This is a genomic window from Mycobacterium sp. ACS1612 (assembly GCF_001667505.1).
In the GTDB taxonomy this organism is placed as follows: Bacteria; Actinomycetota; Actinomycetes; order Mycobacteriales; family Mycobacteriaceae; genus Mycobacterium.
Genome location: NZ_LZHZ01000074.1, coordinates 80,991 through 96,595, shown reverse-complemented (window position 1 = coordinate 96,595; position 15,605 = coordinate 80,991). Strand labels below are relative to the sequence as shown.

At 65.6% G+C, this 15,605-nt stretch carries 10 protein-coding genes; all 10 read left to right on the top strand.

What is annotated here, in order from left to right; genetic code table 11:
* Positions 1–3: 3 nt before the first annotated feature.
* Positions 4–534, top strand: a complete 531-nt coding sequence (locus tag A5724_RS31655; RefSeq protein WP_232005042.1) for a cupin domain-containing protein — start codon at positions 4–6, stop codon at positions 532–534.
* The gene (locus A5724_RS31650; RefSeq protein ID WP_067811888.1) at positions 531–1,127 is read left to right on the top strand and encodes a GNAT family N-acetyltransferase; all 597 of its coding nucleotides are present in this window, start codon (positions 531–533) and stop codon (positions 1,125–1,127) included. The genes A5724_RS31655 and A5724_RS31650 overlap by 4 nt, the downstream gene beginning before the upstream one ends.
* Positions 1,124–2,242 (top strand): DUF4331 family protein, encoded by a 1,119-nt coding sequence (locus A5724_RS31645; RefSeq protein WP_067811887.1) that lies wholly within the window; start codon positions 1,124–1,126, stop codon positions 2,240–2,242. Before A5724_RS31650 ends, A5724_RS31645 begins: the two co-directional genes overlap by 4 nt.
* Positions 2,187–3,110: an LLM class F420-dependent oxidoreductase gene (locus tag A5724_RS31640; protein WP_067811885.1), complete on the top strand. Its 924-nt coding sequence runs from the start codon at positions 2,187–2,189 to the stop codon at positions 3,108–3,110. Before A5724_RS31645 ends, A5724_RS31640 begins: the two co-directional genes overlap by 56 nt.
* The gene (gene lpdA / locus A5724_RS31635) at positions 3,107–4,516 is read left to right on the top strand and encodes a dihydrolipoyl dehydrogenase (RefSeq protein WP_067811882.1); all 1,410 of its coding nucleotides are present in this window, start codon (positions 3,107–3,109) and stop codon (positions 4,514–4,516) included. The genes A5724_RS31640 and lpdA overlap by 4 nt, the downstream gene beginning before the upstream one ends.
* A gap of 62 nt (positions 4,517–4,578) precedes the next feature.
* Entirely contained in the window at positions 4,579–5,250 is a 672-nt protein-coding gene (locus A5724_RS31630) for a TetR/AcrR family transcriptional regulator (protein WP_067811880.1), read from the top strand.
* Positions 5,251–5,327: 77 nt separating this feature from the next.
* Entirely contained in the window at positions 5,328–6,197 is an 870-nt protein-coding gene (locus A5724_RS31625; RefSeq protein WP_067812040.1) for an alpha/beta fold hydrolase, read from the top strand.
* 175 nt (positions 6,198–6,372) lie between these two features.
* Positions 6,373–7,728 carry a molybdopterin-dependent oxidoreductase gene (locus tag A5724_RS31620; RefSeq protein WP_082965381.1) on the top strand — a complete coding sequence of 452 codons (1,356 nt, stop codon included), beginning with the start codon at positions 6,373–6,375 and terminating at the stop codon, positions 7,726–7,728.
* The gene (locus A5724_RS31615) at positions 7,721–8,245 is read left to right on the top strand and encodes a hypothetical protein (protein WP_067811878.1); all 525 of its coding nucleotides are present in this window, start codon (positions 7,721–7,723) and stop codon (positions 8,243–8,245) included. The genes A5724_RS31620 and A5724_RS31615 overlap by 8 nt, the downstream gene beginning before the upstream one ends.
* Before the next feature lie 1,019 nt (positions 8,246–9,264).
* Complete coding sequence (gene pks2, locus A5724_RS31610) at positions 9,265–15,567, top strand: type I polyketide synthase (protein WP_067811877.1); 6,303 nt, start codon at positions 9,265–9,267, stop codon at positions 15,565–15,567.
* The last annotated feature ends 38 nt before the right edge of the window (positions 15,568–15,605 follow it).

The window sequence follows — 15,605 nt, the reverse complement described above, 5'->3', positions numbered from 1 at the left end:
ACGATGGCACACGATATTTTGCGTGCGGGCGGCCCGCCCGCCAAGTCAGTCGGCCGAGACGAAGGAAAGTCGGTGTTCCTCGGGACGATCGGGGTGCGCCACATCCTCGACAACGTTGCGGCAGAGGGGCGCTTCTCCGTGCTGGAGCATCCGATGTCACCGCGCGCGCTGGCGTCGGCGCTTCATCGCCACCGTAACGAAGACGAGTACAGCTGGATCATCGAGGGACGGGTCGGCGCCCTGCTCGGCGACCAGGTGATCTACGGCGGACCAGGCGACTTCATCTTCAAGCCACGGGGGCAGTGGCATACGTTCTGGAATGCAGGCGACGAACCCGCCCGCATTCTCGAAATCATCTCCCCCGCAGGCTTTGAGCGGTTCTTCGACGAGCTTGCCGCCTTCGGCGGCGTGGAGAAGATACCGACCGGGGCCCTCGACGAACTCTGTGCCAAATACGCACTCGAGATGGATGTACACAGTGTTCCCGCACTATGCGAACGCTTCGACGTGAAGTTCCCCGGTGAAGAAATATGACGACGCAGGGCGCCCACGTCCAGATGGTGCCGGGATCCGACGAGCTGATCACCAACCGCCTGCGACTGCGCCCATGGACGGGTGACGACACCGACGCCGCTTTGACGATCTTCGGCAGCCAGGAAGTCGCGCGCTGGCTCACCCCGGCGATTCCGCGGGTGGTCGATCGCGACGATATGCGGCGGCTGCTGGCACGTTGGATCACCGAACACGACGAAGCGGGACGTTCATTGGGGCACTGGGCGGTCGAGAGGCGTGAGGATGGCCGCATCATCGGAGCGGTCTCCCTGCTGCCATTGCCACCCGGCTGCACCGACCTGGAAATCGGCTGGCAGCTCGCACCGGCGGCCTGGGGGCATGGCTACGGAGCGGAAGCGGGTCATGCGGTGGCGCATCAGGCTTTCGCCAACGGGATATCCGAGGTGTTCGCCGTCGTTCGACCGGGCAACAGCCGCGGCGTCGCCACCGCACGGCGCGTCGGAATGGAGTGGGTCGGCGAGACCGACAAGTACTACGGCCTCACCCTACAGATCTATCGACTCACCGCCGCCGATCTGGACTATCCTGAACTCGCTGCGGGCGTGCGCCTTTGACATCGCATCACTTCGATATTCGTCGTGCGGTCCGCGACCCTCGACTCAACATCGCAGACGTCTATCTGTTCGACGCCGCGCCGGATCGCACGGCGATGGTGATGACCTGTTGCACCGAGGCTACGCTGTCGGCTTCTGCGGCATTCCATCCGGCCGCGCTGTACGAATTCCGATTCGACACCACCGGCAATGGCCGCGACGACACCGCGTTTCAAGTTCGCTTCACCGACCCGGTCGACGGAAGCGAACCTGGACGTCAAGAGTTCACGGTGCACTATGTGACCGGCGCCGATCTCGCCGCCGAACCCGCCCATCTCGTCACCGGGAAACCGGTGTACTCCTCGGAATTGAACACTGTCCGGCGCGTCGGGACGGTCGACGGTTTCGCCGGCCTGGTCGGCGATACGTGGGCCGCCGACCGCTCTGCGGTGTCGGCCCTGCTCAATGCGTTCTACGAGGAACGGTGCTTCGACGACGCCGCGTACGCGGCGCGGCGTAACCACTTCAGTCGGCGCAACGTCATGGCGATCGCGTTGGAAGTGCCGAACGCATTGATAGGCGATGGTCAGGTAGCGATGTGGTCGTCGATCAGCCTGTGCGGACGAACGGTCAGAGCGCAAGTATCGCGTTGTGGGACACCCTTTTTCAGTCAATTGTTTCTGTCGGCATGGCGTCAGCCTCTCGTCGACCGCTACAACCAGGTCGGTCCTCTGCACGACATCAAATTGTTCGCCGGACCCGTTCGCCGCTTTGTCGCGGAATTCTCAGCGCTCGCGGGACTGGGGCGGCTCAGCGAACCCTACGCCATCGGGGTTGCGGCGCGACTGATCCCGGCGGTGCTGCCCTTCAGGCTGGGATCGGCTGCGACGTTCACCACCGAAGCCATCAACGGCCGCCCGCTGGATAACGATGCGTTCGGCGTGATGGCCAGCCTGGCGGCCGGAAGGTCATTCGGGGACGCGGCGGCTTCAGACGTTTCGCGAGTACTCGACGTGTTCCCGTATGTCGGCCCGCCCTACATCGCCAGACACCCAACCACACGCAAGGAGATAAAGCACCATGCCGACAGGAATCGTGTTGTTTCCCAACCCACAAGCACCCAATCACGTCGATGAGATGGTGGCACAGGCCACCCGCGCGCACGACGTCGGGGTCCGCCACGTCTGGTTGAGCCAGAACAACGACCACGATGCGATCGCGCTGGCCGCCGTGGTGGGTGCGGCCGTGCCGGGACTCGGTGTTGGCACATCGGTGGTGCCCATCAATCCACGACACCCGCTCATCATCGCGTCACTCGCGCAGACGGCACAGGCCGCCTCGCACGGGAAATTCAGTCTCGGCCTCGGTTTGGGCGGGCACGAACCGGAGCGGCAGGCGTTCGGGACGTCATGGCCGAACGCGATCAACCGTCTTCGCGAGCACCTGATGGTGCTGAGGTCGGTCTTCGACACAGGAGCAGTGAACTTCAGCGGCAACGAGATCACCGCACAGCCCACATGGCCGGTGAGCGTCGCCGGGGGTACGCCCGTCCCGGTGTACGTAGCCGCAATGGGTCCAAAAGCATTGCAGGTCACCGGCGAACTGGCCGATGGCACGATGCCGTACCTCGCCGGTCCGCGGACCATCGCAGAGTTCATCGAACCGACCATCGCGAAGTCCGCCGCGGACGCCGGCCGGCAGAAACCCAGGATCATCGCGCAGGTGCCTGTCATCGTGTCGGACGACGTGGACGCGGCAAAGGATTTCGCAGCGCAGCGGTTGAGCTTTTTCGATACCATCCCGTCCTACCAAAAGGTGATTGCGCGCGAGGGAATCGCGGGCGCAGCAGACCTTGCCGCGGTTGGTTCGGCCGAATCGGTCAGGCGTCAGTTGCAACGCTATCTGGATGCCGGGGCCACGGATGTGGTGGTGAGCGGACTCGCGTTCACGGATTCTGCTGCAGCCGAGAACCTCTGGGCGCTCGCGGCCACGTTCCCAGTATGAAATACGACGTCGTGGTGCTCGGCGCGGGTTCAGGCGGCTACGTCGCCGCCATCCGTGCCGCACAACTGGGTTTGTCGGTGGCCATAGTCGAAGCCCAGTACTGGGGCGGGGTGTGCCTGAACGTCGGGTGCATCCCATCCAAGGCGCTGTTGCGCAACGCCGAAATCGCACACCTGCTGCGGACTGACGCCGAGAAGTTCGGTATCGAAGGCGACACGAAGATGCGCTACGACGCAGCCTTTGACCGCTCCCGCCAGGTCGCGGTGGAGAGGGTGCGCGGACTGAGATTTCTCATGCGCAAGAACAAGATCGACGAATTCGAAGGCAAGGGAACGTTCGTCGACCGGCACACCATGCGCGTTACTGGCCAGGACGTCGACACCCGGATCGGCTTCGACTCGGTGATCATCGCCACCGGCGCCACGCCGCGACTGCTGCCCGGCACGACCCGCGGGCCCAGGGTGCGCACCTACACCGAACAGATCATGTCGCGCGAAGTGCCGACCTCGATCGCCATTATCGGCGCGGGTCCCATCGGCATGGAATTCGCCTATCTGCTCGCCAATTACGGCGTCGACGTGACCGTGATCGAGGCGCTGCCCCGGGTGCTGCCCAACGAAGACGCCGACGTGTCCAAAGAGATCGCCAAGGCCTACCGCAACCTCGACGTCAGCGTCCTGGTCGGTACGCGCATCGAGGAGCTGACCGAAACCGGCGATGCCGTCACCCTCACCCACCGTAGCCCCGGTGCAGCCGAGGCGGACAGCCTGACTGTCGACGTGGTGTTGCAGGCCATCGGGTTCGCGCCCAGGACCGCGGGCTACGGGCTCGAGAACCTGGGCGTCGCGACCGACCCGCGCACCGGCGGCATCGTCGTCGACGACGTCATGCGAACCACCGCGTCGGGGGTATACGCCATCGGCGATGTCACCGCCAAGCTGATGCTCGCTCATGTGGCGGAAGCTCAGGGCATCATTGCCGCCGAAACTATCGCGGGCACACCGACATTGGGGTTATCCGACTACGCGATGATGCCGCGTGTTACGTTCTGTCAACCCCAAGTCGCCAGTTTCGGCCTGACGGAAGTGCAGGCGCGAGCCGACGCCGCGGCACGTGGTAGCGACATCGCGGTGGCCAAGTTCCCCTTCAGGGCCAACGGTAAAGCCCACGGTTACGGCGACGCCACCGGATTCGCCAAAGTCATCGCCGACCGCGCGCACGGGGAACTGCTCGGCGCACACCTGGTCGGCGCCGACGTCGCCGAACTGCTGCCCGAACTCACCTTGGCCCAACGCTGGGATCTCACCGTCGAGGAACTGGTCCGCAACGTTCACACCCACCCGACCTTGTCAGAAGCCTTGCAGGAAACCTTCCACGGCCTCACAGGCAAAATGATCAACTTCTGAGCTGCGCAGCGATGGACCCAATCGTCCACAACTGACACAGCGCAACCGGTAGTGTCACGCCGGTGACCAGCGGGGAGCGTCCCACCCGACGCCGAACGACCGCGCGCGGGGAAGCCACCCGCGTCCGGATCATCTCCTCGGCCGCCGATCTGATGTACATCCGCGGCGTCAATGCTGTCACTCTCGACGACGTGCGCGCTGCGACCGGCACCAGCAAGTCCCAGCTGTACAAACATTTCCCGGGCGGCAAACCCGACCTCGTGCGCGAAGTGGTGGCGTGGCGCGCTGAGCAAATCCTGGCGCGCGAAGAACAGCGCTTGGAGCGGTTGAAGTCGATGAGCGGTCTGCGGCGATGGCGCGACGCCCTGATTCAGGCCGCTGCCCTGCGGGGCGGTGCCTACGGTTGCGCGCTTGGCAATCTGGTGGTCGAGCTTTCCGATCAAGACGAGCACGCGCGCACCTCCCTGTCAGCGCACTTCGCGGCCTGGCAAGGGCTCCTGGCTGCCGGATTTCGGCGCATGCAGGACGACGGGACCCTGGTAGCAACGGCCGATCCCGACGCCCTGGCCACCGGGCTGATGGCCGCACTGCAGGGTGGTTACCTGCTGGCGCAGGCCGATCACGACGTCACCCCAATGGCCACCGCGCTCGACATGGCGCTGACCCACATCGAGACCCTGACCCGTCGTCCCAAGAAGAAGGCCAGACCACGCAAGACCGCCGCGAAGCGCTGAACCACCGATTGCGCCGATCCGTTGGTATGGGAAAGCGCGAGGCGTCGGTCAACGGGGCTAGGCGGATGGAGGCACAAGTGGTGAAGGCGGAGGTCGACGAGATCCTGGCGGCGCATCGACGGGCTGGGCGGTTCTTCGTGGCCGACGGCATCAGGTCGTTCGCTCTGGAAGCGGGCGACGGTCCGCCGGTGCTCTGCGTGCATGGGGTGCCCGCGTCGTCGTTTCTGTACCGCAAGGTGGTGCCCGAACTGGCCAGCCGGGGTCTGCGCGGCGTCGCGGTGGACCTGCCGGGGTTGGGCCTCGCGGACCGGCCTGTGGATGCGGACTACACGTGGAGCGGACTGGGGCGTTGGCTGACAGCGGCCATCGACGAACTCGCACTCGAACGGTGCCACCTGCTGCTGCACGACATCGGCGGTCCCGTCGGTTTCGAGGTGGCCAATGCCCTTCCCGACCGGGTGTTGTCGATGACGCTGCTCAACACGATCGGCGACGTGGCGAGCTTCCATCGCCCGTGGCCGATGGAACCGTTCGCGCACAAACTGATTGGCGAGGCGTGGCTGGCATCGCTGCGCCTTCCGTACACGTTCACGTCGATCATGCGGTTGGTCGGAGTCAGCAGGCAGATCCCCACTGCCGAACTCGAATGCTGGGTGCCCCTGCTGTTCGGCGATGACAACGGGCGTGCCTTCCTGAAGATCATGCGCGGCTTCGAACTCACCACCGCCAAACGTGATCTCTACGGGCAGATGTTGGGCGCCGCAAGGTATCCCATTCAGATCGTCTGGGGTTCGAAAGACACCATGCTGCCGTGGCGACGACACGGCGTCGCGCTCGAGCGCACCGCCCGCGTGAAGCAGTCAACGATGCTGCCTGCCAAACATTTCGTGCCGGAGGACTTTCCCGGAGAAGTCGCCGACGCCATCCAGCGGCTGGCGAGGAGGTGACATCGGCGACCAATCGTCTCTGCCACGTCACGCTCAGCGGTCGTGCTGTGATCGCGCCTTCCAGCTCATTCGTAGCAGTTATCGCGACCATAGGCTACGTCGATAGATCGCACGGGCGGTCCGGCAGCCAGGCAAGCTTGGATATGAGAACCGGCGACTGACACAGGCGAAAGCGATGGATGAACCCGATCTCGAAGATGTGAACGCATCCGACGGCGGCGGCCGATATGCATTTACGGCCCGATTGTGGGGCTCACTGGCCGCGCATCCCCCGCCGGGAGTCAAACTGCTCCAGCGATGGCGCAGCCCGCTGCGCGGACTGTGGTTGACGTCGACGTTGGGCTCGGTCCTGTTGGTGGCGTTGCCGGTGGTGATCATCACCGGGCTGCTGTCCTACATCGCCTACGGTCCTCAGTTCGGGCAGGCCATCCCCGGTGACGTCGGCTGGCTCAAACTGCCCACATTCGACTGGCCCACCAGGCCGTCGTGGCTGTACCGATTGACGCAAGGTCTGCACGTCGGGCTGGGGCTCATCCTCATCCCGATCGTTCTGGCCAAGTTGTGGTCGGTCATACCGAAGTTGTTCGCGTGGCCGCCAATACGCTCGATAGCCCAACTCCTGGAACGGGTTTCGCTGGTGATGCTGGTCGGCGGGATTCTCTTCGAGATCATCACAGGCGTTCTAAACATCCAATACGACTACATCTTCGGGTTCAGCTTCTACACCGCTCACTACTACGGCGCGTGGGTGTTCATCGCGGGATTCGTGGTCCACATCGCGATCAAGATCCCGCGCATGTGGGTCGGGCTGCGGTCACTGTCATGGCGAGAGGTGTTGCGCACCGACGTGGCGCACACCAGGCCTGAAGCATACGAACCCGACGGGCTGGCGGCCGCCGACCCGGCCCCGGCGACCATGAGCCGACGCGGCGCACTTGCGCTGATCGGTGGGGGCGCGGTGTTCATGGCGGTCATCACCGCGGGACAGACGGTGGGCGGGTTCACCCGTCGTGCTGCATTGCTGTTGCCCCGCGGCCGAACCCGCGGTGACGGGCCCAACGACTTCCAAGTCAACAGGACTGCGCTGCTGGCAGGCATCACGCCGGCGCTCACCGGCCAGCGTTGGCGGCTCACCCTGAAAGGCGGCCCCCACGACGTCGTACTCGACTGGGCGGCCTTACTGGCCATGCCGCAGCACAGCGCCCGACTGCCGATCGCGTGCGTCGAGGGTTGGTCGACAACACAAACATGGAGCGGGGTACGGCTGTCTGAGTTGGCTGCGCTGGCCGGTGTGGCGACGCCGGCCTCGGCGCACGTGACGTCGCTCGAACGCTTCGGGGCGTTCAACCGGGCAACGTTGCAGGGCAGCCAGGTAGGCGACTCCGACGCACTACTTGCGTTACGGGTCAACGGCGCCGAGCTTTCACCCGACCATGGCTACCCCGCGCGGATCATCGTCCCCGCCCTGCCCGGTGTCCACAACACCAAGTGGGTCTCGGCTATCACTTTCCGGGCGCGCGACGATGCGTAACGCCATCACGTGGTTCCGCAATGGCTACGGGGCGCACCCACTTCACTTGCTGGTGTTGATCGCCGGCTTCGCGTTGGCCGGCTATGTCGTGATCACCATCGGACCGTCGGCATTGTGGAACCGCCACGTGTGGTGGCAGTCGATCCTTGTGTGGTTCGCGGCGGCGATCATCGCCCATGACCTCGTGCTGTTTCCGATATATGCGACGGTCGACCGGCTGTTGTACGCCGCGCGCCTTCGACATCGCACACCGCGCGCAGCGCCCACGCACGTGCCGGTACTCAACTACGTGCGAGTGCCAGCCATCGGCGCTGCGCTGACACTGTTGGTGTTCCTGCCGGGCATCATCAAGCAAGGTGCGTTCACCTACTGGGCGGCCACCGGTCAGACGCAGGATCCGTTCCTCGGCCGCTGGCTGCTGCTCACCGCGGCCATGTTCGGTCTCAGCGCGATCGCCTACGCCGTCCGCCTCGTCATGGCTCGCACGCGGCCGACGGCCAGTGCGCCGAAACGGTAGAACCTCGGCCTGTCTTCTCAACTCCGCCAACTCAATCCGGCGCCCCGTTCTTCGCTGGTTCTGCAGGGTGACGACAGAACACCGGCTGGCGGCGACGACCGCCGCTCCGGCTCGGGCGACGTCAGCCAATCGTCGACGATTTGCCGGATCGGCAGATCTCTGCGTAGTTGCGAGGGAAACCAAGAGATTGGGCCGCCTGGTGCTTTTGCCCTAAATCATTCTGGATACCTATTCGCATCAATGGGAAACGTCACGACGTAAATAGTTCGAAACATATGGTGATGTCGAGCAAAATGTTGCTCGCGTCGCTCCGGCGCGAAAATTAGCCGCCGGTCGCTCCCGGGTTTCGAGAGCAAATTCTCAACCTTGGACAATTCTTTTGCCGAATTTGACCACTGGCGTTTTCATTAAATAGTCTCGACAGTTCGCCGGCGGAGCCAGTGTCGGGTAATTGCCACTGGTAAGCGGCATCGTTGCCATATCAATGGTTCCATGCGGTGGGAAGGCAGCAGGCGTCCAGGACGGTGTGAAACCAAGTTTGCCAAAGATGCACCAACTGTGTGCTGGCGATGAGCGCCATCCATCCGGCGAACGAGACAAGCATCACGTGGCTGGGAGTCGTTTCCCATAACTGGGAAACGACTGATACGTTGACCCGCATGTTTGCGGTGACTTGTCCAAGGGGGCACGCGCAGGCCTGACGATCACAGGGGGTTATTGTGACTGTCGACGTAGCGGCAGACTTTGCCGAACCGGCGGTTACACCATCGCTGGACCACGTCTCAGGAGGAGTCGTGGCGGCCGGTAGAGACCTACTGCACGTGCGTGGACTAGGCAGCTGTGGGTGGCAAGGACGACAACATTGGTTTTCAGCAGTCGCAATTCCAGACGCGTATCTGCATAGCCTGCGGAGCCGCTGTCGACTTGCCGTCGCCCTCATTTGGCCTCACGCTTGAGCCACAGAATTTCCCGTTTTCCCGCAAATAGAAACGCAGGCCTGCAAAAATTCGAACCCGGGTCTGCCAAGCCAGACGCTGACGAGAGGTAACTCTGACGTGGATCAACATCCCATTGCTGTCATCGGAATGGCCTGCAGGCTGCCTGGGGGAGTCAATTCCCCCGAGCAGCTGTGGGACGCGCTGATAGGCGGTGCGGACCTCGTCACGGAGATCCCCTCGGACCGGTGGGACGTCGACGAGTTCTACGACCCCGAACCGGGTGTGCCGGGCAGGTCGCCCTGCAAGTGGGGCGGGTTCCTGGACGACGTCGCCGGCTTCGATCCTGAGTTCTTCGGGATCAGCGAGCGGGAAGCGACTGCGATGGATCCGCAACACCGCCTCATGCTCGAAGCGTCGTGGGAGGCGATGGAGCACGCCGGCGTGACGCCTGAGGCCATGGCCGGTTCGCTGACAGGCGTGTTTGTCGGTCTGACAGTAAACGACTACGAATTGCTGACAGCCAACACCGATGTGCTGGAAGGGCCGTACGGGGTCACCGGCGCGAATTTCAGCATCGCGTCGGGGCGCATCGCGCACGCGCTCGGCCTCCACGGGCCCGCGATCACCATCGACACCGCGTGCTCGTCGGGTCTGCTCACCGTTCACATGGCCTGCCGCAGCCTGATTGACGGCGAGAGCGACCTCGCCCTCGCGGGCGGCGCCAACGTCATGCTGGATCCGCGACGGTTCGCGGGCGGCTCTGCGGCGGGGATGCTGTCGCCCACCGGACGCTGCCACGCCTTCGACGTCGCGGCCGACGGGTTCGCGCCCGGCGAGGGTGTTGCGATCGTGCTACTCAAGCGGTTGGCCGACGCGCAACGGGACGGCGACCGGATTCTCGCGGTGTTGCAGGGCACGGCCGCGAACCAGGACGGCCGCACCGAGACCATCACGACGCCGTCGATGAGCGCGCAGACGGCGGTGTACCGGGCGGCGTTGGCGCGCGCCGACGTCGACCCGAACACAATCGGCATGGTCGAGGCCCACGGGCCCGGCACTCCGATGGGCGATCCCATCGAGTACGCGAGCCTGGCGACCCTTTACGGGGTGGCGGGCTCCTGCGCGTTGGGGTCGGTCAAGAGCAACATCGGGCACACGCAGTCCGCCGCTGGAGCGTTCGGGCTCATGAAGGCCGTGCTCGCTGTGCAGCACGGTATGGTTCCGCAGAATCTGCACTTCAACCGGCTGCCCGACCAGATGGCCGAGATCGACACGAACCTCTTTGTGCCGCAGGCGAACACCCCGTGGCCGATAACCGGTCAGCATCCGCGCCGGGCGGCGGTCTCGTCCTACGGCATGTCAGGCACCAACGTGCACGCCATCGTCGAACAGGCGCCCGAGACCACGACCGCGCACGAAGACGCGCCCACCTCGGGCGGGTCGCTGCTGTTCGCACTCTCGTCGACATCTGCCGACGAACTGCGCCAGACCTCCGGTCAACTGGCCAACTGGCTCGAGTCGCGCGACAGTCGCGTGGCGCTGCAGGACCTGGGTTACACGCTGGCGCGCAGGCGCGCGCATCGCCCGGTCCGGACCGCCGTTGTCGCCAGCGATTCCAAGGGATTGATCGCCGCGTTGCGGGAGGTCGCCGACGGCGACGCGCCGTACCAGCCCGCCGTGGGCCGCGACGATCGCGGACCGGTGTGGGTGTTCTCCGGCCAGGGCTCGCAATGGGCCGCGATGGGTGCCCAATTGCTTGCCACCGAACCGGTTTTCGCTGCGACCGTGGCGGAACTGGAACCGCTGATCGCGAAGGAAGCCGGCTTCTCGGTGACCGAAGCGATCGCGGCGCCCGAGACGGTGACCGCCATCGACCAGGTTCAGCCGGCCATCTTCACGATGCAGGTCGCGCTGGCCGCCACGATGAAGGCGTACGGGGTGGCGCCCGGTGGGGTGATCGGCCACTCGATGGGTGAGGCCGCTGCGGCGGTGGTGTCGGGCGCGCTGTCCCTTCAGGACGGGGTCCGCGTCATCTGCCGACGCTCGCGGCTGATGTCGAAGATCGCAGGCTCCGGAGCCATGGCGTCGGTCGAACTTCCTGCTCCGCAGGTGATTTCCGAGTTGATGTCACGCGGCATCAGCGACGTCGTGGTGGCCGTCGTCGCCTCGCCGGAGTCCACGGTGATCGGTGGCGACACGCAGACCGTTCGCGACTTGGTGGCCGAATGGGAGCAGCGTGACGTGATGGCGCGCGAAGTGGCCGTCGACGTCGCATCGCACTCGCCGCAGGTCGATCCGATTCTCGACGAGTTGACGGATGCGCTCGCCGAGATCAACCCGTTGACCCCGGAAATCCCGTACTACTCGGCCACCTCGTTCGATCCCCGCGAAAATCCGGTGTGCGACGCGTACTACTGGGTGGACAACCTCCGGCACACGGTGCGCTTCGCGGCAGCGATGCAGGCCGCGTTGGAGGACGGCTACCGCGTGTTCGCCGAACTGTCGCCGCATCCGCTGCTGACCCACGCCGTCGGTCAGAACGGCCGCAGCCTTGGCATTCCGCTGGCGGCGCTCGCCGCCATGCGACGCGAACAGGAACTGCCGCACGGGCTGCTCGACTTCGTTGCCGATCTGCACAACGCAGGCGCCGCAGTCGATTTCTCTGTCCTGTATCCGGCAGGCGAGTTGGTCGACGCGCCGCTGCCGACTTGGACGCGCCGTCCGCTGCTGGTGTCGCGGGATGCGCGCGACTCCCGGACGCAGGGCCGGTGCACCGTCCCCGCGCATCCGCTGATGGGTGCGCACGTGCGCCTGAACGAGGAGCCTGAACGCCACGTCTGGCAGGCCGAGGTCGGAACCGAGGCGCATCCGTGGTTGGGCGATCACCAGATCCACAACGCGGCAGCGCTTCCCGGCGCCGCGTACTGCGAGATGGCCCTGTCCGCGGCGAATGCGGTGTACGGCAACGCGTCCGAGGTCCGCGACATCACCTTCGAGCAGATGCTGCTGCTCGACGAGCAGGCTCCTGTCGGCGCCGTCGCCACCGTGGAGGGCCGCGACATCGCCAAGTTCGCGGTCGAGTCCGCGGAGGACGGCGAAAACGCGCGCCACGCCAGTGCGGTCCTGCGCGCTGTCGACGACGTCGAGGGTCCGGCGTCGCGCGACATCGTCGACCTGCTGGCGGCTCACCCCTGCCGAGTCGACGGGGAGCAGATCCGGCAGTGGATGGCGAAGCGAGGGCTGGTGTTCGGTCCCGCGTTCGCCGGGTTGGCCGTCGCCTACACCGCCGAAGGCAGTGGCGCGACGGTGCTCGCGGAAGTGGCGCTGCCCGCCTCGATTCGTTCCGAACAGGCCGGATACCTTGTCCACCCGGCCTTGTTGGACGCGTGCTTCCAGTCGGTGGCTGCACATCCGAGCGTCGGCGAAGTCGCCAACGGCGGCATGCTGTTGCCGTTGGGGGTCCGCCACCTCCGCGCCTACGGTCCCGCCAACCGTGCGCGGTACTGCTACGCGCAGGTGACCGAGGCGGGCGCCGCGGGCGTCGAGGCCGACATCGACGTCCTGGACGAGGACGGGCTCACGCTGATCACCGTTCGCGGGCTGAAGATGGGCACCGGGGTGTCGCAGGCCAGCGAGCGCGATCGGGTGCTCGGCGAGCGGTTGCTCACCATCGAATGGGAGCAGCGTGAACTGCCGGAGGTCGCCGACGCCCATCCGGGCGCCTGGCTGGTCATCAGCACCTCGGCGACAGCGGAGTCGGGTGCCGCGAGTCTGGCCGACGCGCTGAAAGCCGCTGGTGCGCAGTGCACGTCGATGTCCTGGTCGCAGCGCGCCGACCATCAGCGCAACACCGAACTGCTGCGCGAGCATCTCGCCACTGACGGCTTCGACGGTGTGGTCGTGCTGACGGGTCCCAGGAACGGCAGCCTCGACGACGAACTCGCGGTCCGCGGCGGCGAGTACGTGCGCCACGTCGTGCGGATCGTCCGCGAACTGCCGGAGGTGCCCGGTGAACCACGCCTGTACCTGATCACCAGTGACGCGCAGACCGTCCGCGACGGCGAGCAAGCGAACCTGGAACAGGCGGGGCTGCGCGGTCTGATGAGGGTGCTCGGCACCGAGCATCCGCAACTTCGCGGCACGCAGATCGACATCGACGACCGCACCGGTGGTGAGCAACTCGCACAGCAACTGCTGGCGCGGTCCGACGAGGACGAGACCGCGTGGCGCGACGGCCAGTGGTACGTGGCGCGCCTGACCGCCACTCCGCTGCGTGCCGACGAGCGGCAGACCGCAGACGTCGATTACGAACGTCACGGCGTCCGGCTTCAGATACGCACACCCGGTGATCTCGAGTCGATGGAACTCGTTGCCTTCGAGCGGGTTTCGCCCGGCCCCGGTCAGATCGAAGTCGCTGTGAGCGCGTCGAGTATCAACTTCGCCGACGTCCTCATCGCGTTCGGCCGCTACCCGACCTTCGAGGGCAGGCTGCCGGAGTTGGGTACCGACTTCGCGGGCGTGGTGACAGCAGTGGGCCCCGGTGTGACGGACCACAAGGTCGGTGACCGCGTCGGTGGCCTCTCCGGAAACGGCTGCTGGAGCACCTTCGTCACCTGCGACGCCAACCTCGCCGTCACGTTGCCGCCCGGCCTGACGGAAGGTGAAGCGGCCGCGACCACGACCGCGCACGCCACCGCCTGGTACGGCCTGCACGATCTGGCCAGAATCCGCAGCGGCGATCGGGTGCTGATCCACTCCGCGACGGGCGGGGTGGGGCAGGCGGCCATCGCGATAGCCCGTGCGGTCGGCGCCGAGATCTTCGCCACCGCGGGCAGCGAAGAGCGCCGTCAACTGTTGCGCGACATGGGTATCGAGCACGTCTACGACTCACGCAGCACGGCTTTCGCCGACGAGATTCGCAGGGACACCGAGGGCGGCGGCGTCGACATCGTGCTGAACTCGGTCACCGGTGCCGCGCAACGGGCCGGGATCGAGCTACTGGCGCTCGGCGGACGCTTCGTCGAGATCGGCAAGCGCGACATCTACGGCGACAGCAAGCTTGGGCTGTTCCCGTTCCGCCGCAACCTCGCTTTCTTCGGTGTCGACCTGGCGCTGATGTCGGTCAGTCATCCGCAACAGGTGCGCAACCTGCTGAAGAAGGTGTACAGGCTCACCGCGGAAGGCTCGCTTCCCAAGCCGGAGAGCACGCACTATCCGCTTGCCGACGCCGCCACCGCGATCCGCGTGATCGGCGGTGCCCAGCACACCGGCAAGCTCGTGCTCGACATCCCGCGGGCCGGCCAGGCCAGCGTGGTGGTGCCGCCTGAGCAAGCGCAGATTTTGCGCAACGACGGTTCCTACATCATCACCGGTGGGCTCGGCGGGCTTGGCCTGTTCCTCGCGGAGAAGATGGCAGCGGCAGGCGCGGGTCGTATCGTCTTGACGTCACGGTCGCAGCCAAGTGACAAGGCGCTGGAGACAATTGATCTCATCCGGGCGATGGGTGCGGACATCGTCGTCGAGTGTGGTGACATCACCGCGCCCGGCACCGCTAAGCGATTGGTGGCGGCGGCGACCGCGACCGGACTCCCGTTGCGCGGCGTGCTACATGCGGCCGCCGTCGTCGAGGACGCAACGCTGCAGAACATCACCGACGAACTGATCGAACGCGACTGGGCACCGAAGGTCTACGGGGCGTGGCACCTGCATCGGGCGACGGCCTCGCAGCCGCTCGACTGGTTCTGTTCCTTCTCCTCGGCGGCCGCGCTGGTTGGTTCGCCAGGACAGGGTGCCTACGCTGCAGCGAACAGCTGGCTCGATGCGTTCAGCAAATGGCGCCGGGCGCAAGGTCTCCCGGGTACGGCGATTGCGTGGGGCGCGTGGGCCGAGGTAGGACGTGCCACCGCGGTGGCTGAAGCTGAGGAAACGGCGATCACCCCGGAGGAGGGCGCCTACGCGTTCCAGGCGTTGCTGCGCCACGACCGGCCCTACACGGGATATGCGCCGCTTTCGGGTTCGCCCTGGTTCACCGCGCTCGCCAAACGCAGCCGGTTCGCCGAGCGGCTGCAGGTGGCCAGTCAAAGTTCAACGGACACAAGTAGAGTGCTCGACGAACTGAACTCGATGCCGAAGGAGGAATGGCCAATCCGGCTGCGGCGCTTGGTGTCTGACCAGGTCGGCGTGATACTGCGTCGCTCCATCGACCCGGACCGCCCCCTTTCCGAATACGGGCTCGACTCGCTGGGAAACCTCGAGCTGCGTACTCACATCAAAGCCGAGACGGGAGTCCGCATCACGTCCGCGGACATCACCACCATCCAGGGCTTGGCCTCACTGTTGTGCGAGAAATTGGCGTCTTCCCCCACCGCTCCAGCGCGGTCCTGACGTCGAAATGTCCGGTGGATCCAGGTATTCGAGTGGAG

Coding starts and splice junctions, on each gene's coding strand:
- A5724_RS31620 (WP_082965381.1), top strand. CDS start 6,373: ATGGATGAACCCGATCTCGAAGATGTGAACGCATCCGACGGCGGCGGC.
- A5724_RS31655 (WP_232005042.1), top strand. CDS start 4: ATGGCACACGATATTTTGCGTGCGGGCGGCCCGCCCGCCAAGTCAGTC.
- A5724_RS31650 (WP_067811888.1), top strand. CDS start 531: ATGACGACGCAGGGCGCCCACGTCCAGATGGTGCCGGGATCCGACGAG.
- lpdA (WP_067811882.1), top strand. CDS start 3,107: ATGAAATACGACGTCGTGGTGCTCGGCGCGGGTTCAGGCGGCTACGTC.
- A5724_RS31615 (WP_067811878.1), top strand. CDS start 7,721: ATGCGTAACGCCATCACGTGGTTCCGCAATGGCTACGGGGCGCACCCA.
- A5724_RS31640 (WP_067811885.1), top strand. CDS start 2,187: ATGCCGACAGGAATCGTGTTGTTTCCCAACCCACAAGCACCCAATCAC.